General features: G+C 72.6%; 21 protein-coding genes. 11 read left to right on the top strand and 10 right to left on the bottom strand.

Annotation, left to right across the window (positions count from 1 at the left end; translation table 11 throughout):
- Positions 1-77: 77 nt before the first annotated feature.
- From ACFWPT_RS28105 to ACFWPT_RS28120, 4 genes are read right to left on the bottom strand one after another with little or no spacing between them, the layout of a single operon-like run.
- The gene (locus ACFWPT_RS28105) at positions 78-2,285 is read right to left on the bottom strand and encodes a 3-hydroxyacyl-CoA dehydrogenase NAD-binding domain-containing protein (RefSeq protein ID WP_380485153.1); all 2,208 of its coding nucleotides are present in this window, start codon (positions 2,283-2,285) and stop codon (positions 78-80) included.
- A gap of 38 nt (positions 2,286-2,323) precedes the next feature.
- Entirely contained in the window at positions 2,324-3,538 is a 1,215-nt protein-coding gene (locus ACFWPT_RS28110) for an acetyl-CoA C-acetyltransferase (RefSeq protein ID WP_380485155.1), read from the bottom strand.
- A gap of 40 nt (positions 3,539-3,578) precedes the next feature.
- Positions 3,579-4,721, bottom strand: a complete 1,143-nt coding sequence (locus tag ACFWPT_RS28115) for an acyl-CoA dehydrogenase family protein (RefSeq protein ID WP_380485157.1) — start codon at positions 4,719-4,721, stop codon at positions 3,579-3,581.
- A 2-nt stretch (positions 4,722-4,723) separates the two neighbouring features.
- Positions 4,724-5,896, bottom strand: coding sequence for a CaiB/BaiF CoA transferase family protein (locus ACFWPT_RS28120; RefSeq protein ID WP_380485159.1), 1,173 nt, complete (start codon positions 5,894-5,896; stop codon positions 4,724-4,726).
- Positions 5,897-5,944: 48 nt separating this feature from the next.
- On the opposite strand from ACFWPT_RS28120, the gene ACFWPT_RS28125 reads away from it, so the two are divergent.
- The 3 genes from ACFWPT_RS28125 to ACFWPT_RS28135 all read left to right on the top strand — a co-directional run bounded on the left by ACFWPT_RS28125 (position 5,945) and on the right by ACFWPT_RS28135 (position 7,518).
- Positions 5,945-6,100 carry a hypothetical protein gene (locus tag ACFWPT_RS28125; RefSeq protein ID WP_380374751.1) on the top strand — a complete coding sequence of 52 codons (156 nt, stop codon included), beginning with the start codon at positions 5,945-5,947 and terminating at the stop codon, positions 6,098-6,100.
- Between the two features lie 91 nt (positions 6,101-6,191).
- Positions 6,192-6,737: a GNAT family N-acetyltransferase gene (locus ACFWPT_RS28130; protein ID WP_380485161.1), complete on the top strand. Its 546-nt coding sequence runs from the start codon at positions 6,192-6,194 to the stop codon at positions 6,735-6,737.
- A 133-nt stretch (positions 6,738-6,870) separates the two neighbouring features.
- Complete coding sequence (locus ACFWPT_RS28135; protein WP_363371201.1) at positions 6,871-7,518, top strand: Pr6Pr family membrane protein; 648 nt, start codon at positions 6,871-6,873, stop codon at positions 7,516-7,518.
- A 116-nt stretch (positions 7,519-7,634) separates the two neighbouring features.
- On the opposite strand, the gene ACFWPT_RS28140 is transcribed toward ACFWPT_RS28135, so the two are convergent.
- Entirely contained in the window at positions 7,635-8,006 is a 372-nt protein-coding gene (locus tag ACFWPT_RS28140; protein ID WP_363371486.1) for a toxin Doc, read from the bottom strand.
- Between the two features lie 25 nt (positions 8,007-8,031).
- Positions 8,032-8,244, bottom strand: coding sequence for a hypothetical protein (locus ACFWPT_RS28145; RefSeq protein WP_063351004.1), 213 nt, complete (start codon positions 8,242-8,244; stop codon positions 8,032-8,034).
- A 335-nt stretch (positions 8,245-8,579) separates the two neighbouring features.
- Here ACFWPT_RS28145 and ACFWPT_RS28150 point away from each other — a divergent pair, with 335 nt between their 5' ends.
- On the top strand, positions 8,580-9,998 hold the full coding sequence (locus ACFWPT_RS28150) for a S41 family peptidase (RefSeq protein ID WP_380485163.1): 1,419 nt from the start codon (positions 8,580-8,582) through the stop codon (positions 9,996-9,998).
- A gap of 38 nt (positions 9,999-10,036) precedes the next feature.
- Here the strand turns inward: ACFWPT_RS28150 and ACFWPT_RS28155 are convergent, their stop codons facing one another.
- On the bottom strand, positions 10,037-11,644 hold the full coding sequence (locus tag ACFWPT_RS28155) for an ABC-F family ATP-binding cassette domain-containing protein (RefSeq protein WP_380374748.1): 1,608 nt from the start codon (positions 11,642-11,644) through the stop codon (positions 10,037-10,039).
- Positions 11,645-12,173: 529 nt separating this feature from the next.
- Between ACFWPT_RS28155 and ACFWPT_RS28160 the strand changes: the two genes are divergently transcribed.
- The 4 genes from ACFWPT_RS28160 to ACFWPT_RS28175 all read left to right on the top strand — a co-directional run bounded on the left by ACFWPT_RS28160 (position 12,174) and on the right by ACFWPT_RS28175 (position 16,807).
- Positions 12,174-13,406, top strand: coding sequence for a trypsin-like serine peptidase (locus ACFWPT_RS28160; protein ID WP_380485165.1), 1,233 nt, complete (start codon positions 12,174-12,176; stop codon positions 13,404-13,406).
- A 193-nt stretch (positions 13,407-13,599) separates the two neighbouring features.
- Positions 13,600-15,237, top strand: coding sequence for an ABC-F family ATP-binding cassette domain-containing protein (locus ACFWPT_RS28165; RefSeq protein ID WP_380485167.1), 1,638 nt, complete (start codon positions 13,600-13,602; stop codon positions 15,235-15,237).
- A 134-nt stretch (positions 15,238-15,371) separates the two neighbouring features.
- Entirely contained in the window at positions 15,372-16,046 is a 675-nt protein-coding gene (locus ACFWPT_RS28170) for a nitroreductase family protein (protein WP_380346220.1), read from the top strand.
- 140 nt (positions 16,047-16,186) lie between these two features.
- Complete coding sequence (locus ACFWPT_RS28175) at positions 16,187-16,807, top strand: GNAT family N-acetyltransferase (RefSeq protein WP_363371191.1); 621 nt, start codon at positions 16,187-16,189, stop codon at positions 16,805-16,807.
- A 121-nt stretch (positions 16,808-16,928) separates the two neighbouring features.
- Here the strand turns inward: ACFWPT_RS28175 and ACFWPT_RS28180 are convergent, their stop codons facing one another.
- Positions 16,929-17,882 carry an aldo/keto reductase gene (locus ACFWPT_RS28180; protein WP_063347013.1) on the bottom strand — a complete coding sequence of 318 codons (954 nt, stop codon included), beginning with the start codon at positions 17,880-17,882 and terminating at the stop codon, positions 16,929-16,931.
- Between the two features lie 519 nt (positions 17,883-18,401).
- Between ACFWPT_RS28180 and ACFWPT_RS28185 the strand changes: the two genes are divergently transcribed.
- The 3 genes from ACFWPT_RS28185 to ACFWPT_RS28195 all read left to right on the top strand — a co-directional run bounded on the left by ACFWPT_RS28185 (position 18,402) and on the right by ACFWPT_RS28195 (position 22,141).
- Positions 18,402-18,998, top strand: a complete 597-nt coding sequence (locus tag ACFWPT_RS28185; protein WP_380374740.1) for a choice-of-anchor C family protein — start codon at positions 18,402-18,404, stop codon at positions 18,996-18,998.
- Between the two features lie 152 nt (positions 18,999-19,150).
- Positions 19,151-20,188: a hypothetical protein gene (locus tag ACFWPT_RS28190; protein ID WP_380485170.1), complete on the top strand. Its 1,038-nt coding sequence runs from the start codon at positions 19,151-19,153 to the stop codon at positions 20,186-20,188.
- Between the two features lie 423 nt (positions 20,189-20,611).
- On the top strand, positions 20,612-22,141 hold the full coding sequence (locus ACFWPT_RS28195; RefSeq protein WP_380485172.1) for a carbohydrate binding domain-containing protein: 1,530 nt from the start codon (positions 20,612-20,614) through the stop codon (positions 22,139-22,141).
- Between the two features lie 107 nt (positions 22,142-22,248).
- Here the strand turns inward: ACFWPT_RS28195 and ACFWPT_RS28200 are convergent, their stop codons facing one another.
- Complete coding sequence (locus ACFWPT_RS28200) at positions 22,249-22,740, bottom strand: hypothetical protein (RefSeq protein ID WP_380485174.1); 492 nt, start codon at positions 22,738-22,740, stop codon at positions 22,249-22,251.
- Positions 22,741-22,856: 116 nt separating this feature from the next.
- Positions 22,857-23,600, bottom strand: a complete 744-nt coding sequence (locus tag ACFWPT_RS28205) for an SDR family oxidoreductase (protein ID WP_380485176.1) — start codon at positions 23,598-23,600, stop codon at positions 22,857-22,859.
- Positions 23,601-23,667 lie beyond the last annotated feature (67 nt).

Genomic DNA, 23,667 nt, shown 5'->3' on the forward strand with positions numbered 1-23,667 from the left:
GACCTGGGCAGGGAATCGCAGGAGGAGCCGGGTGGGGGCCGTCCGGCACCCGGCCCCCACCCGCTCAGGACTGACGGTCAGTCGGTGAAGGTGCGCCCCTCCGCCGCGATCCGCTCCAGCAGCGCCGGCGGCGCGAACCGTTCGCCGTAGGCGGCGGCGAGTTCGCGGGCCCGGGCCGCGAAGCCGGCCGGGCCGCCCTCGTACCCGTTGATGTACTGGAACACGCCGCCCGTCCAGGCCGGGAAGCCGATGCCGAGGATGGAGCCCACGTTGGCGTCGGCGACCGAGGTCAGCACGCCCTCCTCCAGGCAGCGCACCGAGTCCAGCACCTCGCTGAACAGCATCCGCTCCTTGAGGTCCTCGAAGGGGAGGCCCTCGAAGGGGAGGTCCTCGGAGGGGACGTCCGCGGCCGGCTCGCCGAAGTGCTCGCGCAGCCCCGGCCAGAGCCGCCCGCGCTTGCCGTCCTCGCCGTACTCGTAGAAGCCGGCGCCGCCGCTGCGCCCGGGACGGCCGAACTCGTCGACCATCCGGTCGACCACCGCGTCGGCCGGGTGGGGCGTCCAGCTGCCGCCGGCGGCCTCGACCGCGCGCCGGTACTCGTCGCGGATCTTGCGCGGCAGGGTGAGGGTGAGCTCGTCCATCAGCGAGAGCACCTTGGCGGGGTAGCCGGCCTGGGCGGCGGCCTGCTCGATGCTGGCCGGGGGGACGCCCTCGCCGACCATGGCGACGCCCTCGTTGAGGAACTGGCCGATGACCCGCGAGGTGAAGAAGCCGCGCGAGTCGTTGACCACGATCGGGGTCCGGTCGATCTGCCGGACCAGGTCGAAGGCGCGGGCGAGGGCCTCGTCGCCGGTCTGCGGGCCGCGGATGATCTCGACCAGGCGCATCTTGTCGACCGGGGAGAAGAAGTGCAGTCCGATGAAGTCCGCGGTGCGCTCGACGCCTTCGGCGAGCAGCCCGATCGGCAGGGTGGAGGTGTTGGAGCAGAGCAGCGCGTCGGGGGCGAGGACGCCCTCGACCTCCTGGAACACCTTGTGCTTGAGCTCGGTGTTCTCGAAGACGGCCTCGATCACCGCGTCGCAGCCGGCCAGGTCCGCGGCCTCGGCGGTGGGGGTGATCCGGGCGAGCAGCGCGTCCCGCTTGGCCTCGGTGGAGCGGCCGCGGGCGATCGCCTTGTCCAGCAGCCCGGCGGAGTAGGCCTTGCCGCGTTCGGCGGCGGCCATGCTCACGTCCTTGAGCACGACCTCGATGCCGGCCTTGGCGCAGGTGTAGGCGATGCCCGCGCCCATCATCCCGGCGCCGAGCACGGCGACCTTGCGGACGAGTCGCTTCTCGACGCCCTGGGGGCGGCCGGCGCCGGAGTTGACCGCCTGGAGGTCGAAGAACAGCGCCTGGATCATGTTCTTGCTGGTCTGTCCGCAGGCGAGCTCGGTGAAGTAGCGGGCCTCGATCGCCATCGCGGTGTCGATGTCGACCTGGGCGCTCTCCACGGCGGCGGCCAGGATGTTGCGCGGGGCCGGGTAGGGCGCGCCGTTCAGCTGCTTGCGCAGGTTGGCCGGGAAGGCGGGCAGGTTGGCGGCGAACGCCGGGGTCGCGGGGGTGCCACCGGGGATCTTGTGGCCCTTGACGTCCCAGGGCTGGACGGCGGCCGGGTCGGCCTCGATCCAGGCCCGCGCCCGGGCGGTCAACTCCTCCGGGGTGGCGACGAGTTCGTGGACGAGTCCGTGTTCCAGGGCCTGCGCCGGGCGGTACTGGCGGCCCTCCAGGAGGAACTTCAGCAGGGCATCGGTGATGCCGAACAGCCGTACGGTGCGGACCACTCCGCCGCCGCCCGGCAGCAGGCCGAGGGTGACCTCGGGCAGGCCGAGCCGGCTGGCGGGGTTGTCCAGGGCGATCCGGTGGTGGCAGGCGAGGGCGATCTCCAGGCCGCCGCCGAGCGCGCTGCCGTTGACGGCGGCGACGACCGGCTTGCCGAGGGTCTCCAGCCTGCGCAGCGCGCGCTTGATCCGCTGGGACTTCTCGAAGACGGCGGCGGCGTCCTCGGGGCGGGCGGCGGAGAGCAGCCGGAGGTCTCCCCCGGCGAAGAAGGTCTTCTTCCCGGAGGTGACGATCACGCCGCGCAGCCCGTCGGCGGCGGCGAGGCCGGCCAGCCGGTCGACGACGGCGTCGAGGTCGGCGGTGAAGGCCTCGTTCATGGTGTTGACGGACTGGGTCGGGTCGTCGAGGACGAGGGTGACCACGCCGTCCTGGTCCTGCTCCCAGCGGATGGTGGTGGTGTCGCTCATGAGTTCAGGGTCTCCGAGGGGATCCGAGGGACAGTGGGTCAGATGCGCTCGACGATGGTGGCGACGCCCATGCCGCCGCCCACGCACAGGGTGATCAGGCCGTAGCGCAGGTCGCGCCGCTCCAACTCGTCGATCACGGTGCCGAGCAGCATCGCGCCGGTGGCGCCGAGCGGGTGGCCGAGGGCGATCGCGCCGCCGTTGACGTTGACCTGCTCGGGCCGGAAGCCCAGTTCGCGGATGAAGCGCAGGGCGACCGCCGCGAAGGCCTCGTTGATCTCGACCAGGTCGATGTCGGCGGCGGTGAGCCCGGCCTTGGCGAGCGCCTTGCGGGTGGCCGGGGCGGGGCCGGTGAGCATGATGGTGGGCTCGGAGCCGGAGACGGCGGCGGAGACGATCCGGGCGCGAGGGCGCAGCCCGTACCGCTCGCCGATCTCCCGGCTGCCGATGGCGACGAGCGCGGCGCCGTCGACGATGCCGGAGGAGTTGCCGGCGTGGTGGACGTGGTCGATGGCCTCGACCCAGTGGTACTTCTGCAGGGCGACGGCGTCGAAGCCGCCGGCCTCGCCGATGCCGGCGAAGGAGGGCTTGAGGCCGGCCAGGGTCTCGACGGTGGTGCCGGGGCGGATGAACTCGTCGCGCTCCAGCACGACCAGGCCGTTGCGGTCGCGGACCGGGACCACCGAGCGGTCGAACAGGCCGTCCGCCTGCGCCTTGGCGGCGCGGGCCTGGGATTCGGCGGCGAAGGCGTCCACGTCGGTGCGGGAGAGGCCCTCGATGGTGGCGATCAGGTCGGCGCCGATGCCCTGCGGGACGAAGTTGGTCTCGTACGCGGTCATCGGGTCCGAGAACCAGGCGCCGCCGTCGGAGGCCATCTTGACCCGGGACATCGACTCGACGCCGCCGGCCAGGATGAGGTCCTCCCAGCCCGAACGGACCTTGGCGGCGGCCAGGTTGACGGCCTCCAGCCCGGAGGCGCAGAAGCGGTTCTCCTGGACGCCGGCCACCGTGTCGGGCAGGCCGGCCGCGATGGCCGCGATCCGGGCGATGTCGGAGCCCTGGTCGCCGACCGGGCTGACCACGCCGAGCACGATGTCGTCGATCGCCGCCGGGTCCAGCTCGGGGTGCCGGTTGCGCAGTTCGTGGATCAGGCCGACGACGAGGTCGATCGGCTTGGTGCCGTGCAGCGAGCCGGTGGCCTTGCCCCGGCCGCGCGGGGTGCGGATCGCGTCGTAGACGTACGCTTCGGTGGTCACGGTCAAACGCCTTTCGGGGCAGGGGGTTTCGCGGGAGGCCTCAGCCGAGGACGGACCGGCCGACGATCTCCTTCATGATCTCGGTGGTGCCGCCGTAGATGGTCTGGATCCGGCCGTCGGTGAACGCCCGGGCGACCGGGAACTCGCTCATGTACCCGTAGCCGCCGTGCAGTTGGAGGCAGCGGTCGGCGGTGCGCTTCTGTAGTTCGGTGGCCCACCACTTGGCCATCGAGGCGTCCGCCGGGGTGAGCGCGTAGCGGTTGTGCTCGGTGATGCAGCGGTCGACGAAGGCCCGGGTGACGGCGCACTCGGTGGCGAGTTCGGCGATCTCGAAGCGCACGTGCTGGAGCTTGGCCAGCGGGCGGCCGAAGGCCTCGCGCTGCTTGACGTAGTCGGTGGTGATCTCGACCAGGTACTCGGCGCCGGCGATCGCCGCGGCCGCGATGGTCAGCCGCTCCTGGGCGAGGTTCTGCATCAGGTGGACGAAGCCGCCGTTGAGCTCGCCGAGCAGGTTCGCCTTCGGCACCCGGACGTCCTCGAAGAACAACTCGGCGGTGTCCTGGGCCTTCTGGCCGATCTTGTCCAGGTTGCGGCCGCGCTCGAAGCCGGGCGCGCCGCGCTCGACCACCAGCAGGCTCAGCCCGTGCGCGCCGCCCTCGGGGGTGGTGCGGGCGACCACGACCACCAGGTCGGCGAGGATGCCGTTGGAGATGAAGGTCTTGGCGCCGTTGAGCAGGTAGTGGTCGCCCCGGTCGACGGCCTGGGTGCGGATGCCCTGGAGGTCGGAGCCGGTGCCGGGCTCGGTCATCGCGATCGCGGTGATCAGCTCGCCGCTGCAGAAGCCGGGCAGCCAGCGGCGCTTCTGCTCCTCGGTGGCGAGCGAGGTGAGGTAGGGGCCGATGATGTCGTTGTGCAGGCCGATCGCCAGCCCGGAGGCGCCGGCCCGGGCGAACTCCTCGGCCAGCACGGCGGCGTAGCGGAAGTCCGGGGCGCCCCCGCCGCCGTACTCCTCGGGGACGGCCATCCCGAGCAGGCCCTGGCGGCCGGCCGCCAGCCAGGCGGATCGGTCGACGATGCCGGCCTTCTCCCAGCGGTCGTAGTGCGGCAGCACCTCCTTGGCGAGGAAGGCCCGCACGGCGGCCCGGAAGTCCTCGTGCTGCTCGGTGAAGATCTCGCGCTGCAACGCTACGCTCCTTGTCCTGCATCGGAGTTGAGGGACGGAACGGCCCAGTCGCGGGCCACCTCGACGGTGTCCGCACCCGGCCGGGCCGGCGGGCGGCGCAGCGCGCCGGGGGTGGCGGAGAAGCGCGGGGCGGGGGCGGGCTGGGTGAAGCCGCCCGCCTCGACGTAGGTGCCGCGCGCCAACAGGTGCTCCTCCCGGGCCGCCTGATGCATCGTCAGCACGGGCTCCACGCAGGCGTCGGAACCGGCGAAGACGGCCTCCCAATCGGCCCTGGTCCGGGTGGCGAAGCGGTCGGCGATCAGGGCCCGCAGTTCGGGCCAGCGGGCCAGGTCGTACTGCCCGGGCGCCTGCGGGCCGAGTTCCAGCAGCCGGGCGAACTCGGCGTAGAACTGCGGCTCCAGCGCCCCCACGGCCAGGTGTCCGCCGTCGGCCGCCCGGTAGACCGCGTAGAACGGCGCGCCGCCGTCCAGCAGGTTGGCGCCCCGGCGGTCCTGCCAGTGGCCGGCCGCGAGCAGTCCCCACAGCATGCTGGACAGGTGCGCCGCGCCGTCCACGATCGCGGCGTCGACGACCTGGCCGGCGCCGGTGCTCCTGGCGTGGTGCAGCCCGGCGAGCAGGCCGACGACCAGGTAGAGCGAGCCGCCCGCGTAGTCGCCCAGCAGGTTGGCCGGGATGCCGGGCGCCTCCTCGGGCCCGCCCGGCCCCGCGACCAGGCCGAGCACCCCGGCCACCGCCGCGTACCCGAGGTCGTGCCCGGCACTGGCGGCGCGCGGCCCCTGCTGCCCCCACCCGGTCATCCGCCCGTACACCAGCGCCGGGTTGCGGGCCAGGCAGTCCTGCGGCCCGACCCCGAGCCGCTCCGCGACCCCGGGCCGGTAGCCCTCGATCAGCAGGTCCGCCCGCTCGACCAGGTCCAGCACCAGGCCGGGCCCCGCCGGGGACTTGAGGTCGACCAGCACCGACCGCTTGTTCCGGTTGGTCACGTCGTACGCCGGATCGATGCCCAGCGGCGACGGATCCGGCCGGTCCACCCGCACCACGTCGGCGCCCAGGTCGGCCAGCAGCATCGCCGCGAACGGCCCCGGCCCGATCCCCGCGAGCTCGACCACCCGCACCCCCGCCAACGGGCCGGGGCCGGTGGCTGTGGCGCCCGGCGGACTGCTCGTGTCACGCACTGGCTGCAGAACCCTTCTGGGTTTGACAGTAAAGCTGTAACACCCGCGATGATAGAGAAGCGACCCGCCGGTAACAAGACCTCCTCCCCCACCATGAACACCGCCGCCGAGGACTTCGCCGCCGCCTGCCGCCTGCCGCCCGAGCGACTGCGCCGGTTCCTCACCGCCGGGGGCAAGGCGATCGAGCGTGAGCCGATCCCGTAGCCGGGGCGGGTGGGCGGAAATGGTCGGGCGACTGTCAGGGTAATGGCCTATGGTGCGGTAGACCTATTACGAACGACACGGGGGAAGCGCCATGACCACCACCGGACACGCCACCGGACACGCCACCCGCACGATCGTCACCGCCTCCGAGCGGCTGGTGCTCGGACGGCCCCAGGAGGGGGACGTGGAGGCGGTGTTCGCGATCCACGGGGATCCGGAGACCAACCGGTACAACCCCAACGGGCCCCACCGCGACCGGGCGGCGAGCCGGGAGATGCTGGACGGCTTCGTCGCCGACTGGGCGCGGGACGGGGTGGGGTACTGCACCGTGTCCACCCGGGAGGAGCCGGAGGTGGTCATCGGGTTCTCCGGGCTCTACCTGCACACGCTGGACGGCGAGCGGGTGTTCAACCTCTACTACCGCTTCCGGCCGTCCGCCTGGGGCCTGGGCTACGCCGCCGAGGCGGCCCGGGCGGCGATGGCGGAGGCGCTGCCGCGCTTCCCCGGCGTGCCGGTGGTCGCCCTGATCCACCCGGACAACGTGCCGTCCCGCCGGCTCGCCGAGCGGCTCGGGCTGCTCCCGGACCCGGACGGCCGCACCGACGACGAGGACCGGCTGATCCACCGGATGGCCTGAGCCGGGGGCCGACCTGGCCACCGCCCTGAGCAGGACCGTTTCTTCCGTCCCGCTGCTACCTGCGAGTAGAGTGCGACGTTCCCCCTTAGCCGTCCGATACCTCCCGTATCGCCTGAAACGAACTGGTGGCCGCATGACAGTCCGGACCCGCCCCGCGCTGTGGTGGCGCATGGGCATCGTGCTCTCGGCGGGCCTCGGCCTGACCCTCGGAACCGCGCCGCTGGTGTTCTTCACCGTGCAGAGCAACGTCATCGTGCTCGGCTACTTCATCGGCGCCGTGTACTGGATGCTCAAGCGCGACACCGTGGACGCGCCCGCACCCCGGCTGCGCGGCGCCGCCACCCTGTACATCCTGATCACCGGTCTGGTCTCGCACGTCCTGCTCCAGCACGGCGCCAACCCGCTGCCCGGGCTGGTCAGCGGGCCGGACAAGCTCGCGCACTGGTCGTCGTTCTTCCTGCACTACGTGACGCCGGTGATGGTGATCGCCGACTGGCTGGTGCTGAAGCCGCGCAACGCGGCGGCCTGGAAGGACATCCCGCTCTGGCTGGCCTTCCCGCTCGGCTACGCGGCGATCGTGCTCGCCCGGAACGCGCTGTTCGACGACTACCCGACGCCCTACCCCTACTTCTTCTTCGACCCCACCACCAAGGGCTACGGCTACGTCTGGGGCCAGATAGCCCTGCTGACGGTCGAGTTCGTGGTGCTGGCCGCCGCCGTGGTCGGGCTGGACCGGCTGGGAACGCTGGTCGCGGGCAAGCTGAGGTCCGCCAAGTCCTGAATGCCCGGGCACGGATGACGGCCTCCCCGGGGGCGCCTCTTCCCCAGGGCGCCCTTTCACAGAGGCGCTTTCCGGGGACGCCCTTTCCCGGGTGACCGTCCGCGCGGCGGCCGGCCTCAGATCCGCCAGGAGCGGATCCGGTCGGCCGCCGCGAACACGTCCGCCCCGCCCGCCGCGATGTCGCGGGCCAGCTCGACCAGCGCCCCGTACGGCGGGTCGACGCCCTCCTTGGCCGCGTGCATGTACGCGGCCGTCGTCATGCAGGCGTACAGGTTGTTGCGCACCGGCAAGGGGCGCAGCAGCACGATGGTGTGCATCAGGGTGGCCGCGCACCAGGCGGCGTCGGCGTCGTGGCCGAGTTGCGCGGTGTTCACCCGGTGCCGGGCGACGGCGGCCTGGAGCGCGGAGTAGTCCCGCACGCTGAGGTCCTCCGGCGAGGCCAGTTCCTGCACGTCGAGCAGCCAGCGCAGGTCGACGTGGAACAGCATCATCCCCGCACCCCCGCCGCGCCGTTCACGCCGCCGGCGCGTCCTCCGGGAACGCGGCGTCGAACTCCGCCCGGTGCGACTTCCAGAACGCCACCGCGTGGTCCACGAACACCCGCCGCTGCTGCTCCCGCACGCTCAGGTCGTGGATGTACGCCTTGATGCTCTTGCCGTCCGCGGCGGCGGCCTCGCGGATCGCGGCGAGCTCGTGCTCCGTGTACTCGATGTTGAGCGCAGGCATGGCGCCGATGGTACTGGAGCGCACCGGAGTTGGGACCATCAACGGAGGATTTTCACCCGCCGTCAAAAGGGTTTGCTGTCGATACCCCCGCGGAGTGGTTTCGGCGCAGCCGCGGGTAGCCCCCAAGTCGGGCGGGGGTCGGGCGCGCGGGATGACGCCGGGGCGGTGGGGGCCGCCGTAGCGTCGGGGGCAAGGCGGCGGAGCGGTTCCGCGGGGGAGGCCGGGCGGTTCGGCGGAGGCCGGAGATGACGCGCAGGGCAGTGGGCAGGACCGCAGTGGGCAGGGCCGCGGCGAGCAGGACTGCGGCGAGCGGGGCGGCAGTGGGCAGAGCGGCAGTGGGCAGGACGGTGGCGGCCACGGCGGTGGCGCTCGCGACGACGGTCGCGGTGGCGGCGCCGGGGGTGGCCGCGACGCAGGCCGACGGCCAGGACAGACGGGGCAGGTCCCTCCAGGGGGTCTGGCAGATGGACGGGTACGGCCTGGTGGCCGTGGTCTCCGGGAGCAGCCTGGTCACCTACGACGTGACGACGCACAGCTGCATGCCGGGGTGGGTCACCGGGACGCAGGACGGCGCCCCCGGCCGGGACGGCACCATCCGGTACGTCCTGGGCGACAACGCCCTCACCCTCACCCCGCAGCCGGGCGGGCGCCGGGCGATCGACGCCGAGGAGGGCGGGACGGGCACCAAGACGCTGCGCCGCCTGGACGCGCTGCCGGCGCTGTGCACCCGGCCCGCCCCCAACGACCCGCTCGCGGTCTTCGACCGGTTCTGGGAGACCTTCGAGGAGAACTACCCCTTCTTCGCCGCCAAGGGGATCGACTGGCACGCGGCCCGCGACGAGCAGCGCGCGAAGATCACTCCGGCGACCACCACCGACCAGCTCCAGCAGATCTTCATCGACCTGCTGACCCCGCTCAAGGACGCGCACACCGGTCTGGCCCGGGTGACCGGCACCGGCCCGACCGGCGTCTACTCCGGCCGGCGCGACGGCTCGTTGAAGTCGACGCCCGCCCTGCGGGACACGGCCCGCAAGGCCGTCGACGCACAACTGATCGGCCCTGAACAGGAGTTCGCCGTCAACGAGCAGGGGGTGAGCCGGCTGGGCGTGGGCCGGCTCCCGGACGGCGTCGGCTACCTGCGGGTGAGCGGCTTCGACGGCTACGCGACCGGCGGGTTCGCCGCCCAGGCCAAGGAGCTCGACCGGGCGCTGGACGCCCTGCTCGCCGACCCCGACCGGCTCAACGGCCTGGTGATCGACGTCCGGCTGAACGGCGGCGGCTCGGACGCGCTCGGGCAGCAGATCGCCGCCCGGCTCACCGACCGCCCGTACGTCGCCTACCGCAAGGTGGCCCGCGACGACCCGGCCGACCCCACGAAGTTCACCCGGCCGCAGCCGGTCGTGGTGCGGCCCGCGCACACCGAGCACTTCACCGGCCCCGTCGCCCTGCTCACCTCCTCGCTGTCGATCAGCGCCGCCGAGACCTTCACCCAGACCCTGATGGGCCGCTCCCCGCACGTCGTCCGGATCGGCGAGAACACCCAGGGCGTCTTCTCCGACGTGCTGATCAAGACCCTCTCGCCGGACTTCATGGTGGTGCTGCCGAACGAGAAGTACCTCACGCCCGACGGCAGCACCTTCGACGGCCCCGGCATCCCGCCGGACATCCGCACGCCGGTGTTCACCGACGACGAGCCGGCCGGGCTCAAGGACTCCGCCCTGAGCACGGCCCGCCGCGTCCTCGGCGAGCAGTAGCGGCCGCATCGCGGGCGAGGCCGCCCGCGCCGTACCGGCTACATCGGATCCACCCCCCGCAGTTCGCCGTCCAGCTCCAGCCACCGGGTGAGGCCCAGACCGCGCAGGAACGGCACGTCGTGGCTGGCCACGATCAGCGCGCCCTGGTAGGCGGCGAGCGCCTGGGTGAGCTGGCGGACGCTGGCGAGGTCCAGATTGTTGGTCGGCTCGTCGAGCAGCAGCAGCTGCGGCGGCGGGTCGGCCAGCAGCAGCGCGGCCAGGGTGGCCCGGAACCGCTCGCCGCCGGAGAGGGTCGCGGCGGTCTGGTCGGCCCGGCCGCCGCGGAACAGGAAGCGGGCCAGCCGGGCACGGATCGCGTTGTCCCCGGCGGCGGGGGCGAACAGCTTGACGTTCTCCGCCACGGTCAGCTTGTCGTCCAGCAGGTCGAGCCGCTGCGGCAGGTGGCGCAACGGCACCGGGGTGCTGACCTCGCCCTCCAGCGGGGCGAGTTCGCCCGCGATGGTGCGCAGCAGGGTGGTCTTGCCGGAGCCGTTGCGGCCGACCAGGGCGATCCGCTCGGGGCCGCGCAGGTCGAGGTCGGCGGTGGTGCCGTAGGGCAGCCGGACCTTCTGCAGGGTGAGCACGGTGCGCCCGACCGGGACGGCCGTGCGCGGCAGGTCGATCCGGATCTCGGCATCGTCGCGCACCGCCTCCTCGGCGGCGGTGAGCCGCTGCCGGGCCTCCTCCAGCCGCTCGGTGTGCATGCCCTGGAGCCGCCCGGCCGTCTCCTGGCCCTGGCGTTTGAGCTTGCCCGCGAAGATGTGCGGGTCGTTGCGGGTGACCGAGCGCTTCTTGCCGTAGCTGGCGCTGCGGTCCAGCCGGGTGCGGGCCTCGGTCAAGTCCCGTTTCTGGCGCTCGACGTCGGCCTCGGCGTTGCGCAGAAGCCGCTCGGCGGTCTCCTGCTGGGCGGCGAGGGTGCGCTCGTACTCGGCGAAGTTGCCGCCGTACCAGGTGACCGCGCCGTCCCGCAGGTCGGCGATCTGGTCGACGTGCTGGAGCAGTTCGCGGTCGTGGCTGACGATCAGCATGACGCCGTGCCAGCCGGCGACCGTCTCGTAGAGCCGCTCCCGGGCCGTCCGGTCCAGGTTGTTGGTGGGCTCGTCGAGCAGCAGGACGTCGGGGCGGCGCAGCAGCAGGGCGGCGAGGCGCAGCAGGACGGCCTCGCCGCCGGAGAGCTCCCCGGTGGTGCGGTCGAGGCCGAGGCGGTGCAGGCCGAGCCGGTCGAGGGTGGCGCGGGCGCGCTCCTCGACGTCCCAGTCGTCGCCGACGGCATCGAAGTGGCGCTGGTCGGAGTCCCCTGACTCGATGGCGTGCAGGGCCTCGCGGGTGGCCCGGATGCCGAGCGCCTCGTCCACCCGCACGGTGGTGTCCAGCGTCAACCCCTGGGGCAGGTATCCGAGTTCGCCGTCGACCCGGACGGTGCCGCCGGTCGGGGTCAGCTCGCCGGCGATCAGCCGCAGCAGGGTGGACTTGCCGGCGCCGTTGAGCCCGATCAGGCCGGTGCGGCCGGGGCCGACGGCGAGGTGGAAGCCGTCCAGGACGGGCTTGCCGTCGGGCCACTCGAAGGTGAGATCGGTGCAGAGGACGGCGGTGGTGGGTTGTGCCATGGAGGGCCTCCCGGGTGGTTGCCGAAGGGAACGATGAGCAACACGGGGAGACACCGCGGGTGCGGGCCGGTACGGCCGGGGGGAGGGCGGGGCGGATCCGGATCAGCCGGATCGGGCTCGCCACGGGGCCGTGACTGAGGTCGCACACTCGCACACCGCGCGGCGAAGGGCCTGCGCGGCGGGGGCGGTGTCTCGGGACCTCAGTAGAGCAACGGCCTTCTCCTTGTCTGGCTGGTGACTCCGTCCACGCTACGCACGGCGCCGGACGCGGACAACCGAATTTCGGCACACCGGGAAGCACCCCTGGACACGCACCGGGAAGCGGCCGCCCGACCGGATTCCGGGCGCCCGGAGGAGGGCGGGTGCCGGTCCGGTGCCCATCCGGTGACGACCCCGCCCCAGTCCGGGGGTGTACGCAAGGAGGCCTTTATCCGCATGGCAGACTCCTCCCCTGCCATGCCTGCGGCTCCCCGGAGCCGTACCCGAGGAAGGGGTCGCATGGCGGTTATTCACAGGGGGATTTGAACTCATGTCACCGATGTACCGGCCGAACCGTGCCGTCCTGGGCGCCTCCGTCGCCGCGCTGACCGTGCTGGCCGCGACCGCGTGCGGCCCGGACAACAGCGACCCGGTCGTGGCCCGGACCACGGCTCCGACGGTCGCGGCCGGCGCCACCGGCAAGCCGGGCGCAGCACCGATCAAGCTGCCGACCGCCGAAGAGCTGAAGACCTGGAAGTTCGAGGACTGGGACAAGTGGGCCCAGCAGAACGTGATCACTCCGGCGGTCAAGGGCTACTGGACCCTGCAGCGGATCCTGAACGCCAAGCCCAAGCCGATGCCGCAGCCGCAGCCCGACCCGACGCAGCCGCCGGCCCAGCCGACCGGCGCGGCCCCGGCCCAGCCGACCTCGAAGCCGGCCACCCCGGTCCCGGCGCAGCCCACCACCGCCCAGCCCCCGAGCACCGGCGACGCGCTGCCCACCGTCATCGAGGCCAAGCCGACCCAGCACCCGTTCGCGAAGAACCTGCACGTCAACGGCAAGCTCTTCTTCAAGGACGGGAACGAGGACTACGTGTGCTCCGGCACCGTCGTCTCCGACCCGGCCAACCCCGGCAAGAGCAACCTGGTCTGGACCGCCAGCCACTGCCTGAACGGCGGCAAGGGCGGCCAGTACTACACCAACATCTCCTTCGCCCCGGCCTACAACAGCAACGGCCTGCTGAGCGGCGGCAAGCAGGCCAACGAGACCGACGCCGAGCCGTACGGCGAGTGGGGCGCGACCGCCGGCATGGTCTCGCCGCAGTGGTCGGCCGAGGCCGACCCGGAGCACGGCGGCCCGTGGAGCCAGTACGACTTCGGGATCATCAAGGTCGCCAACCCGAGCGGCAACGGCAAGTCGCTGGAGGAGACCGTCGGCGGCTCCGTGCCGATCTGGTTCAACGCCCCGCGTGAGCAGTTCAACAGCGTCAGCGCCTACGGCTACCCGGCCGGCAAGCCGTTCGACGGCGTCGAGCTGGACCACTGCGACAGCGGGAAGCCGGTGAAGAAGACCGGCGACCCGAGCCGCCCGGCGATGCTGATGATCGGCTGCAACATGACCGGCGGCAGCAGCGGCGGCGGCTGGGTCGCGACCAAGGACGGCAAGCCGGCCCTGGTCAGCGACACCTCGATCGGCAACGGCGCCAGCACCTGGGAGGCCGGCCCGTACCTGGACGACGTGGCGGCCCGGATGTTCGACTACTTCTCGAAGAAGTCGAAGTGACCACCGAGGCCCCGGGGCACCACTGAGGCCCGGGGCCCCACTGAGGCCCGGAGCACCGCCGAGGCCCGGGTGACCTCCCGGGTCCGGTAGGTCCTGACCGGCCCGCGTGGCCGGTCCCCGGGGCCGCGGCAGCCGCGCCGCGGCCCCGGGCTTTTCCGCCACCCGGCCCGCTCCTCCTACAATCGGGCTCATCATGAGCGCCACACTCGTAGTCAAGGACCTCGCCGCCGGTCACGGCGAACGCACCCTCTTCTCCGGCCTGGACCTGGTCGTCGCCCCCGGTGACGTGATCGGCCTGGTCGGCGTGAACGGCGCCGGCAAGTCGACGCTGCTGCGGCTGCTGGCCGGGCTGGACACCCCCGAGGGCGGTTCGCTGCGGCTCAGCCCGGCGACCGCCAACATCGGCCACCTGCCACAGGAGCCGGAGCGGCGCGAAGGCGAGTCGGTGCGCGACTTCCTGGCCCGCCGCACCGGCGTGGCGTCCGCGCAGACCGCGCTGGACGAGGCCACCGAGGGCCTGGTCGAGGGCCGCCCGGGCGCCGACGACGCGTACGCGGCGAGCCTGGACCGCTGGCTGGAGCTGGGCGGCGCCGACCTGGAGGAGCGCGCCGAGGAGGTCGCCGACTCGCTCGGTCTGAAGGTCTCGCTCGACCTGCCGATGACGGCGCTGTCCGGCGGCCAGGCCGCCCGGGCCGGCCTCGCCTCGCTGCTGCTCTCCCGCTACGACGTCTTCCTGCTCGACGAGCCCACCAACGACCTCGACCTCGACGGCCTGGAGCGGCTGGAGGCCTTCGTCAAGGGCCTGCGCGCGGGCACCGTGCTGATCAGCCACGACCGCGAGTTCCTGGCCCGCACCGTCACCAAGGTGCTGGAGCTGGACCTGCACCAGCAGCAGGTCAACCTGTACGGCGGCGGCTACGAGGCGTACCTGGAGGAGCGCGCGGTGGCCCGCCGGCACGCCCGCGAGGAGTACGACGAGTACGCCGACACCAAGTCCGGGCTGGAGGCCCGGGCCCGGATGCAGCGCGGCTGGATGGAGCACGGCGTGCGCAACGCCCGCCGCAAGTCCTCCGACAACGACAAGATCGGAAAGGCGCAGCGCGCCGAGTCCACCGAGAAGCAGGCCTCCAAGGCCCGGCAGACCCAGCGGATGATCGAGCGGCTGGACGTGGTCGAGGAGCCGCGCAAGGAGTGGGAGCTGCGGATGGAGATCGCCACCGCGCCGCGCTCCGGCTCGGTGGTCGCCACCCTGCGCGCGGCCGTCGCCCGCCGCGGCGACTTCTCCTTCGGCCCGGTGGACCTCCAGATCGACTGGGCGGACCGGGTCGCCATCACCGGCGCCAACGGCGCGGGCAAGTCGACGCTGCTGGCCGCCCTGCTCGGCCGGCTCGAACTCGACGGCGGCAGCGCCTCGTTGGGCTCCGGCGTGGTGGTCGGCGAGGTGGACCAGGCGCGCGGGCTGTTCCTCGGCGGCGAGCCGCTGGCGGACGCCTTCGCCGCCGCCGTCCCGGAGTTCACGCCGGAGGAGGTGCGCACCCTGCTGGCCAAGTTCGGCCTCAAGGCGGTGCACGTGAAGCGCCCGGCCGGCACCCTCTCCCCCGGCGAGCGCACCCGGGCCGCGCTGGCGCTGCTCCAGGCGCGCGGGGTCAACCTGCTGGTGCTGGACGAGCCCACCAACCACCTGGACCTGCCGGCGATCGAGCAGCTGGAGGCGGCGCTCGGCTCGTACACCGGGACCCTGCTGCTGGTCACCCACGACCGGCGGATGCTGGACACCGTCACGGTGAACCGGCGGATCGAGGTCCGGGACGGGCGGGTGCACGAGCTGTAGTCCCGTCCGGCAGGGCGGCCCTGCCGGGCGGCCCTGCCGGATGGACCCGCCGGGCGGCCCTGCCGGATGGACCTGATCTGCGGATTGGTCTCGACCTCTTCCCGGCGCGGCCGTCATGTGCTGTGCTGTCGGCCATGGTTGACAGTGCAGTGGCAGGGACGCCCTACCCGACCGTCCCCCTCACCCCGATGACGGTGCCGGCCCACGAGGCCGAGGCCCGCAGCAGGTCCTTCCACGACGTGATGGCGCAGCGCCGGACCGTCCGCGACTACGCGACCCGCCCGATCCCGGACGGGGTCGTCGAGTGGGCGATCCGGACCGCCAACACCGCGCCCAGCGGCGCGCACGTCCAACCCTGGCGGTTCGTGGTGATCACCGACCCGGAGCGCAAGCGGCGGCTGCGCGAGGCCGCCGAGGCCGAGGAGCGCGAGTTCTACGCGCACCGGGCGTCGGAGGAATGGCTGGCCGCGCTGGCGCCGATCGGCACCGACTGGCGCAAGCCGTTCCTGGAGGACGCGCCGGCGGTGATCGTGGTGTTCGAGGTGCACAAGGGGCCCGATTCGCCGCGCCCTTACTACACCAAGGAGTCGGTGGGGATCGCGGTCGGACTGCTGCTGGCCTCGCTGCACCAGGCCGGGCTGGCGACGCTGACCCACACGCCGAGCCCGATGAAGTTCCTCAACGAGGTCTGCGAGCGCCCGTTGGAGGAGCGCGCCGCGTACGTCATCCCGGTCGGCTACCCGGCCGAGGGGGCGCGGGTGCCGGATCTGCGGCGCAAGGAGCTGGACGAGGTGCTGATCAGGCTCTGACCGCCGGGCGTGTGCGAGCCCCGGTGCGCCGGGAGTGCGGCCGGGCGCGCCGGGGTGTGGCGGGGACTGGCGAGAGGCCTGGTGGGAGGCCGTCCGGAATTCATTGGTGACAGGTCCCGGCCAAGGACATAATCGCGGTCATGAGCCACCCGCAGTCACGGTCCTGCAAGTACCCGCCCGCCCCGCTCCACGTGCCCGGCCCCACCGCCGTCACCACCGGGCGGCCGCCCGAGGAACTGCGGCTGCCCGGCGGGATCTCGCTGCTGCGCCGCCGCAGCACGCACGCGGTGGCGCTCAACAAGGCCGTCCGCGCCAACCTGGACCACCTGCGGCCCTGGATGGAGTGGGCGGCCGAGCCCCCCACCCGGGCGCAGACCGCCGAGCTGGCCCGGGCCGGCTCCCTCGCCTGGGAGGCCGGCACCGACTTCATGTACCTGGTCGGCCTGGACGCCGAACCCGGCGGCGTGGTCGGCGCCCTCGGCCTGCACGGCCGGATCGGCCCCGGCGCGCTGGAGATCGGCTACTGGGTCGCCGCCCGGCACGCCGGCCGCGGCATCGCCACCACCACGGCCGGGGCGCTGACCGAGGCCGCCCTGGCGCTGCCCGGCATCGCGCGGGTGGAGATCCACTGCGACGAGGCGAACGGCGCCAGCGCGGCCGTCCCGCGCAAGCTCGGCTACCGGCTCGACCGGGTCGCCGAGGCCGCCGTCCGGGCTCCCGCCGAGACCGGGCGGCAGCTGATCTGGGTCCGGGAGGCCTGACGGCGCTCCGAGGCGGGGCCGGCGACCCGGGCCGGCGACCTGGGCCGGCGACCCGGGCAGCCAGCGCCGTTCAGTACCGCTCGCCGTTCAGCACCGCTGGCCGTTCGGCACCGCTCGCCGTTCAGTACCGCTCGCCCGTCGGCGTCGGCAGCGCATCCAGGTCGGCCAGATCGGCCGCCGAGAGCACGACCTCGGCCGCGCCCGCGTTGTCCACCAGGTAGCGCGGCGTCTTGGTGCCCGGGATCGGGAAGACGTGCCGGCCCTGCGCCAGCACCCAGGCCAGCGCGACCTGCGCGGGCGTCGCGCCGATCCGCTCGGCGACCTCCTTGACCCTGCCGACCAGTGCCAGGTTCGCCTTCAGCGCGTCCTGCTGGAAGCGCGGCAGCCGGCGGCGGAAGTCGTCGGCGGGCAGCTCGTCGAAGGAGGCGATGCTGCCGGTCAGGAAGCCCCGGCCGAGCGGCGAGAACGGCAGGAAGGCGATGCCCTGCTCCTCGGTGTACGGCAGCACCTCGGCCAGCACGTCCCGGGTCCAGAGCGAGAGCTCGGACTGCACGGACGCCACCGGGTGCACCGACTGGGCCCGCTTGATCTCCTCGACGGTCACCTCGGAGAGCCCGATCCGGCGGGCCTTGCCGGCCGCGACGGTCTCGGCGAGGGCGCCCCAGGTCTCCTCGATCGGGACGGCCGGGTCGACCCGGTGCAGCTGGTAGAGGTCGACGTGGTCGGTGCCGAGGCGGCGCAGGCTGTCGTCGATCGAGCGGCGCACGTGCTCGGGGCTGCCGTCGCGGGCCGACTGGCCGGACCCGCCCGGGACGATGCCGACCTTGGTGGCGAGGAAGGCGCGCTCCCGGTACGGGCCGGCCAGCGCGGCGCCGACCACCTCCTCGTTGGTGTAGGGGCCGTACATGTCGGCGGTGTCGATCAGGGTGACGCCGAGGTCCAGCGCCTGCCGGATCACCCGGACGGAGTTCTCGTCGTCCCGGTTCTGCACGTCGTAGGCCCAGGTCATCCCCATGCAGCCGAGGCCGATGACGCCGGTCTCCGGTCCGTTGGTACCGAACGTGGCGTTGCGCATGACGGTGCTCCGATCGTGGTGGTGTGTTTGCCCGCTCGCGGGGTGCTGCGGTGGATCAACGCGTCCAGCTTTCACCTTGGAGTGCACTCAAGGTCAAGCCCGTCCGGACGCGCTTGGGATCCGCTTCGGACCCGCTTCGGCTCCACCTCCGATCCGCCTCCGATCCGCCGACCGCCAGAGGGGTCGTTGATCGTATGAGCGGCCCTCGGCTCACCCGGAGGTGGGATGCGCCCGAGGCGCAGATGGAGCGCGCACGTCGGACTTCACCACCGTGCGCGCGGACACGACCGTCTGAACCGTGCGTCCGCACCACGGCCCGCCGCCGGGCGGGCGCAGGCCGGCCGCCCGGCCGGCACCGGGTGATCACCCGTTAAACCGGCGTGTGGGAGCCCGTCGGCGGGACCTCCGCACCACCGGGCGCCATCCGTCCGGTCTTGGCAGGGCTCACGGCGACGGCGGACCCTCTGGGCACAGCCGATCATCGGCTCGTCCAGTCGGTATTCCGTTGGGGAGGAACCCATGACGTTCTCGCGCACCCGCCTCGCCGCCGTCGCCGTGATCGTGGCCGCCGCCACCGCCGTGACCGTCCCGGCGCAGGCCGCCGGCGGCCACCGCGCCCTCAGCCGCTTCGACGACGGAAGCTTCGAGTCGCCCAAGGCCCCGGCGAACAGCTTCGCCGAGTTCAACGCCGGACAGACCATCGGCCCGTGGACGGTCACCAGCGGCAGCGTCGACCTGATCGGCGCCGGGTTCTGGCAGGCCGCCGAGGGCGACCAGTCGGTGGACCTCAACGGCGCCACCACCGGCGCCGTCGCCCAGACCTTCGCCACCGTCCCGGGCACCACCTACTCCGTGACGTACGCGCTGGCCGGCAACACGTCGGCCGCACCGGCCGTGAAGACCGGCCGGGTGCTCGTCGACGGCCAGGACTTCCAGGACTTCTCCTTCGACATCACCGGCAAGACGCCGACCAACATGGGTTACGTGGGACGCCAGTTCAGCTTCGTCGCGCGGAACGCCTCCACCACGCTGACCTTCGCCAGCACCAACGCGGGCGCGGCCGGCCCGGTCGTGGACGACGTCCAGGTCAAGGAGTGCAAGCCGTGTTGCGGGTGATCCACTGAACCGCCCGCCCGCCGGTCCGGGACCAGCGGGCGGGCCTCCCCCTCCTTGCCGACCGTTGTTTCCCCCTCGCTTAAAGTGCTTCACCCCGCACGGCGAGCCCTGACAGGGTCAGTTACCGGAAGGTGCACTCCCTGTGAGGAAGGGTGGATCCCTTGTTCAACCGATTGAACCGATTCAACCGATTCAACCGACGAAAAGCATCCGCGCTCGCCGTGGCGACGCTCACGGCGGCACTCGGTCTGGTGCCGGTCGGCACCGCCCAGGCGGCGGCCTGTCAATGGCAGAAGACGGCGTGGGAGCTGCCGCCCACCACGACGGCCGGCGCGGTGTCCTCCAGCGACGGCGGCCGGTACGGAGTCGGCCTCACCGGAACGCGGTCCACCAGCTGGCCCTACGACTTCACGGACGGGCGCGGGACGCTGTGGGACAACGGGAAGGTCGTGCTGCGGCTCCCTGCGGGCAATCCCAACCTGTCCGGCATCAACGCGGCCGGCCTGATCGTCGGCGGCGACCTCGTCAACAACAAGTTCAGGGCCGTGACGGTGAGCCACACCGGGACGACGACTGTGCTGCCGTTCAATCCGAACTGGAACAGCTCGTCCGCCAGTGTGGTCAACAACGCCGGTGACATCGCCGGGATGGCCAAAGTCGGAACGAATTTCATCCTGGTGGTGTGGCCGGCGAACGCGCCGGGAACGTACCGCGAACTGCCCATCCCGGCAAGCAGCTTCCTCTTCCTCAACGGCATCGACGAGCAAGGCAGGGTCGTCGGGTCCACCGACGCGTTCGGCTTCGTCTCGGACATCAACGGCCAGTGGCACGCGCTCGCCGCACAGGGCTCCAACGCCAAGGGAACTCCTGCGGCGATCCGGGACGGGCGCATCGTCGGCGGCACGCAGAACGACACGAGCTACGCCGAAGCCGAATGGGACGCCCAGGGTTCGCTGATCCGGACCATCGGTACGGGCGCCATCTCGGCAAGTGCCATCGGCGGCAACGGAGTCGTGGGCGGGACGACGTTCGTCGGGTCGATTCGACGGCCTGTCCTGTGGCGTGACGGCGTGGTGGCGGACTCGCTGTCCGCGGTCTCGGACTCGTTCACGATCAGGGCGATCAGCACCGACGAGAAGACCCTCATCGGGAACGAGAACTCCCGACCCGCGAACTACACCTGCTCCTGACGGCTGCTTCTGACGCCTGTTTCTGACGGCTGTTTCTGACCCCTGCTTCTGACGCCCTGAAGGCCGGCAGCCTCCTCCCCGGAGGGGCTGCCGGCCCGGTCTTCGCCGCCGTCACTTTCGCAGCCGCCGCCTGCCGGGAGCCGAAAATCCTCCCGCCAGGGTGCCGAAGGTCGACAGGGGTGCCACCCGAAGGTGCGAAGCGGTGTTCCGAGAACGGTGTTCCAGAGCCTTAAACCGTTCCTAAAACCTTCCCACAGCGGGCTTCCGATGCCCCGGAAGTGCTTGACGTGCACAGCTGGTCTAGTCCAGTTTGATGCTCAGCACCGCGCTCCTCCCCCGCACCGGACCAGCCCCCATGCTGCCGCCCGCCCCGCGTTTCCCCCTTCGCGGCGCGGGCGGCCCCACGTCCCGAGAGGCACCCCCATGCCCAGCGCGCCCCAGCCCGCCCCCACGCACCGCAGCCCCGCCGGTCGCACCAAGCTGCTGAGCCTCGCCGCCGCCACCGCGCTCGCCGCCGGCGGCCTCGCCACGCTCGCCGGGAACGCCGGCGCCGCCGACGGCAACCTGCTCGCCAACCCCGGTCTGGAGAGCGGCGCGCTCAGCCCCTGGAGCTGTTCCGGCGGGACCGGCAGCGTCGTCAACTCCGGTGCGCACAGCGGCAGCTACGCACTGAAGGGGGCGGTCGGCGCGAGCGACACCGCACAGTGCGGCCAGACCGTCACCGTCCAGCCCAACACCACGTACAACCTCAGCGCCTGGGTGCAGGGCCAGTACGTCTACCTGGGCGCCACCGGCAGCGGCGTCACCGACCCGGCCACCTGGACGCCGGGCGGCGCCAACTGGCAGCAGCTGTCCACCAGTTTCACCACTGGTCCGGCCACCACCAGCGTCACCGTCTACCTGCACGGCTGGTACGGGCAGGGCGCCTACCTCGCCGACGACATCACGCTCACCGGCCCCGGCGGCGGCAACCCCACCACCCCGCCGCCCACTTCGGGCACCCCGACCGGCACCCCGACCGGCGGCCCCACCGGCACGCCCACCGGCGGACCGAGCACCCCGCCGCCGAACGTCGCCGTCCCCGTCGCGCCCTACATCGACATGGGCGCCTGGCCCACCCCGTCCATGCCCGACATGGCCAAGTCCGGCAACCTCAAGGCCTACACCATGGGCTTCGTGACCGGCGTCGGCTGCAAGGCCAGCTGGTTCAACGCCTACGACCCGCGCACCGGCTGGGCCAAGGACCAGATCGACGCGCTGCGCGCGGCCGGCGGCGACGTCAAGCTCTCCTTCGGCGGCGCCAGCGGCACCGAACTCGCCGCCGCCTGCACCACCGTGGACTCGCTGTTCGCCGAGTACGACGCCGTCGTCAACGCCTACAACCTGCGCTACGTCGACTTCGACATCGAGGGCGCGGCCATCGCCGACACCGCCTCCAACGACCGCCGCTCCGCCGCGCTCGCCAAGCTCCAGCAGGCCCACCCCGGCCTCAAGGTCTCCTTCACCCTGCCCGTCCTGCCCGAGGGCCTGACCTCCGAAGGCGTCGCCATCGTCAAGTCCGCCCGCGACGCCGGGGTCGCCGTCGACCTGGTGAACATCATGGCGATGGACTACTACCGGACCGGCACCGACTACGGCAACGCCGCCGTGCAGGCCGCCCAGGCCCTGTTCGGCCAGCTCAAGGCGCTCTACCCGGCGAAGACCGACGCCCAGCTGTGGGCCATGGTCGGCGTCACCCCGATGATCGGCGAGAACGACGACCACCAGATCTACAACCAGGCCGCCGCCCAGCAGTTGGTGACCTTCGCCCGGCAGAACCACCTCGGTCTGCTGGCCTTCTGGGACGCCACCCGCGACGCCAACGCCTGCACCGGCGGCTCGCTCTCCAAGTGCACCAACATCGCGCAGCAGCCGTACGAGTTCGCGAAGATCTTCGCCCAGTACGCGGGCTGACCGCGCCACACGGGCCGACCCCCGCCTCGGCGGGCGGGGGTCGGCCCGGCGGTCGGGGGTGTTCCTCAAGGACCGCCAGGAGGCGAAGTGGTGACGGCGGCCGCGGCTCAGGTGTCGTAGCAGCCGTCCCACGGGGCGTGGAAGCCGAGGCCGTCGGGGTAGAGCTCGGCCCAGACCCCGTCCTCGCCGTCCTCCTCGTCCTCTTCCTCGTTCTCCTCGTCCGTCTCGATGACCAGCCCGAACAGCGACCCCTCGACCCGGACGGCGAACGGCGCGATGGCGATGTCCCCGTACGCGCGGCCGGGGAGGGCGTCGAGCCAGTCGGCGAGGAGTGCGCGGGCGGCCTCGACGGCCGCCTTCTCGCCGTCCGCCGTCGTGCCGGTCGAGCGGATGCGCGAGTCGAGGTGCCGGCCGGCGTCGTCGAAGCGGTGGAGCACCGCGAACCAGCGCTTCTGCGCCTGCCAGTTCTCGACGTCGGCCCCGACCTCCGGGAAGGCCGCCGTGACGGAGGCGAGGAACTGGCCGCCCTCGCACCGGCCGATGGTGCGGGTGCGGTAGTCGGGCTCGTACCGGATGGGGATCAGGTCGGGAACGCTCATGGCCGAACCGTACGGCTGAGCTGTGACAACGCCCGGCCCGGAGACGGCTCCGGGCCGGGCGCGACTGCGGGCCGGATACGGCTGCGGGCCACGGGCCCGGTCGGCCGACGGTTCGTTCAGCGCCCGGTGGGCAGGTTGGCCCCGCCCGTGCAGTCGAACACCACGCCCGTCACGAAGGTGTTGGCGGCCAGCAGGTGGATGGCCTGCGCGACGTCCTCGGCCCGGCCGACGCGGCCGACCGGGGTGGTGGCGGCGAGGCCGTCGAACAGCGCCGTCCGCTGCTCGGCCGGGACGCGGTCCCACCACGGGGTGTCGATGACGCCGGGCGAGACGGCGTTGATCCGCAGCGGGGCGAGTTCGACGGCCAGCGGCGGGACCATCGCCTCCAGCGCGCCGTTGATGGCGGCGAGTCCGGCGGTGCCGGGGATCGCGGCGCGGGCGGAGGCGGCGGTGATCAGCGTGACGGATCCGTCCGACCGCAGGTGCGGCAGCGCCGCCTGGAGGACGCGGACCTGCGGCCAGAACTTGGCGTCGAACCCGGTGGCGAGCTCGGCCAGGTCGAGCTGGGCGAACGGGCCGCTGCCGGCCGCGCCGCTGACCGCGACGACCAGGTGGTCGACGGTGCCGGACTGCGCGAAGAAGGCCGCGACGGCCTCGGGGTCGGCCGCGTCCAGTTGGTGGCCGACGGTCTTGCCGCCGATCCGGGCGACGGCGGCGTCCAGCCGGTCCCGGCCGCGGCCGGTGATCACGACCTCGGCGCCGTCCGCGGCGAAGGCGGTGGCCGCGGCCTCGCCGATGCCCGAGCTGCCGCCCATCACGACGACGCGCTGTCCGGTGAAGAGGTTTGACGTGGTGCTCATGGTGGCGTGTCCTTCATCTTGTCGAGACCGCTAGTTCCGTCAATAATGTTATCGAGACTGCTAGTCT

Origin of the sequence: Kitasatospora sp. NPDC058478, from assembly GCF_042720345.1 — a bacterium.
Lineage (GTDB): Bacteria > Actinomycetota > Actinomycetes > Streptomycetales > Streptomycetaceae > Kitasatospora.

Coding starts and splice junctions, on each gene's coding strand:
- ACFWPT_RS28105 (WP_380485153.1), bottom strand. CDS start 2,285: ATGAGCGACACCACCACCATCCGCTGGGAGCAGGACCAGGACGGCGTG.
- ACFWPT_RS28125 (WP_380374751.1), top strand. CDS start 5,945: ATGATAGAGAAGCGACCCGCCGGTAACAAGACCTCCTCCCCCACCATG.
- ACFWPT_RS28130 (WP_380485161.1), top strand. CDS start 6,192: ATGACCACCACCGGACACGCCACCGGACACGCCACCCGCACGATCGTC.
- ACFWPT_RS28135 (WP_363371201.1), top strand. CDS start 6,871: ATGACAGTCCGGACCCGCCCCGCGCTGTGGTGGCGCATGGGCATCGTG.
- ACFWPT_RS28140 (WP_363371486.1), bottom strand. CDS start 8,006: ATGCTGTTCCACGTCGACCTGCGCTGGCTGCTCGACGTGCAGGAACTG.
- ACFWPT_RS28145 (WP_063351004.1), bottom strand. CDS start 8,244: ATGCCTGCGCTCAACATCGAGTACACGGAGCACGAGCTCGCCGCGATC.
- ACFWPT_RS28155 (WP_380374748.1), bottom strand. CDS start 11,644: ATGGCACAACCCACCACCGCCGTCCTCTGCACCGATCTCACCTTCGAG.
- ACFWPT_RS28160 (WP_380485165.1), top strand. CDS start 12,174: ATGTCACCGATGTACCGGCCGAACCGTGCCGTCCTGGGCGCCTCCGTC.
- ACFWPT_RS28165 (WP_380485167.1), top strand. CDS start 13,600: ATGAGCGCCACACTCGTAGTCAAGGACCTCGCCGCCGGTCACGGCGAA.
- ACFWPT_RS28170 (WP_380346220.1), top strand. CDS start 15,372: ATGGTTGACAGTGCAGTGGCAGGGACGCCCTACCCGACCGTCCCCCTC.
- ACFWPT_RS28175 (WP_363371191.1), top strand. CDS start 16,187: ATGAGCCACCCGCAGTCACGGTCCTGCAAGTACCCGCCCGCCCCGCTC.
- ACFWPT_RS28180 (WP_063347013.1), bottom strand. CDS start 17,882: ATGCGCAACGCCACGTTCGGTACCAACGGACCGGAGACCGGCGTCATC.
- ACFWPT_RS28185 (WP_380374740.1), top strand. CDS start 18,402: ATGACGTTCTCGCGCACCCGCCTCGCCGCCGTCGCCGTGATCGTGGCC.
- ACFWPT_RS28195 (WP_380485172.1), top strand. CDS start 20,612: ATGCCCAGCGCGCCCCAGCCCGCCCCCACGCACCGCAGCCCCGCCGGT.
- ACFWPT_RS28200 (WP_380485174.1), bottom strand. CDS start 22,740: ATGAGCGTTCCCGACCTGATCCCCATCCGGTACGAGCCCGACTACCGC.
- ACFWPT_RS28205 (WP_380485176.1), bottom strand. CDS start 23,600: ATGAGCACCACGTCAAACCTCTTCACCGGACAGCGCGTCGTCGTGATG.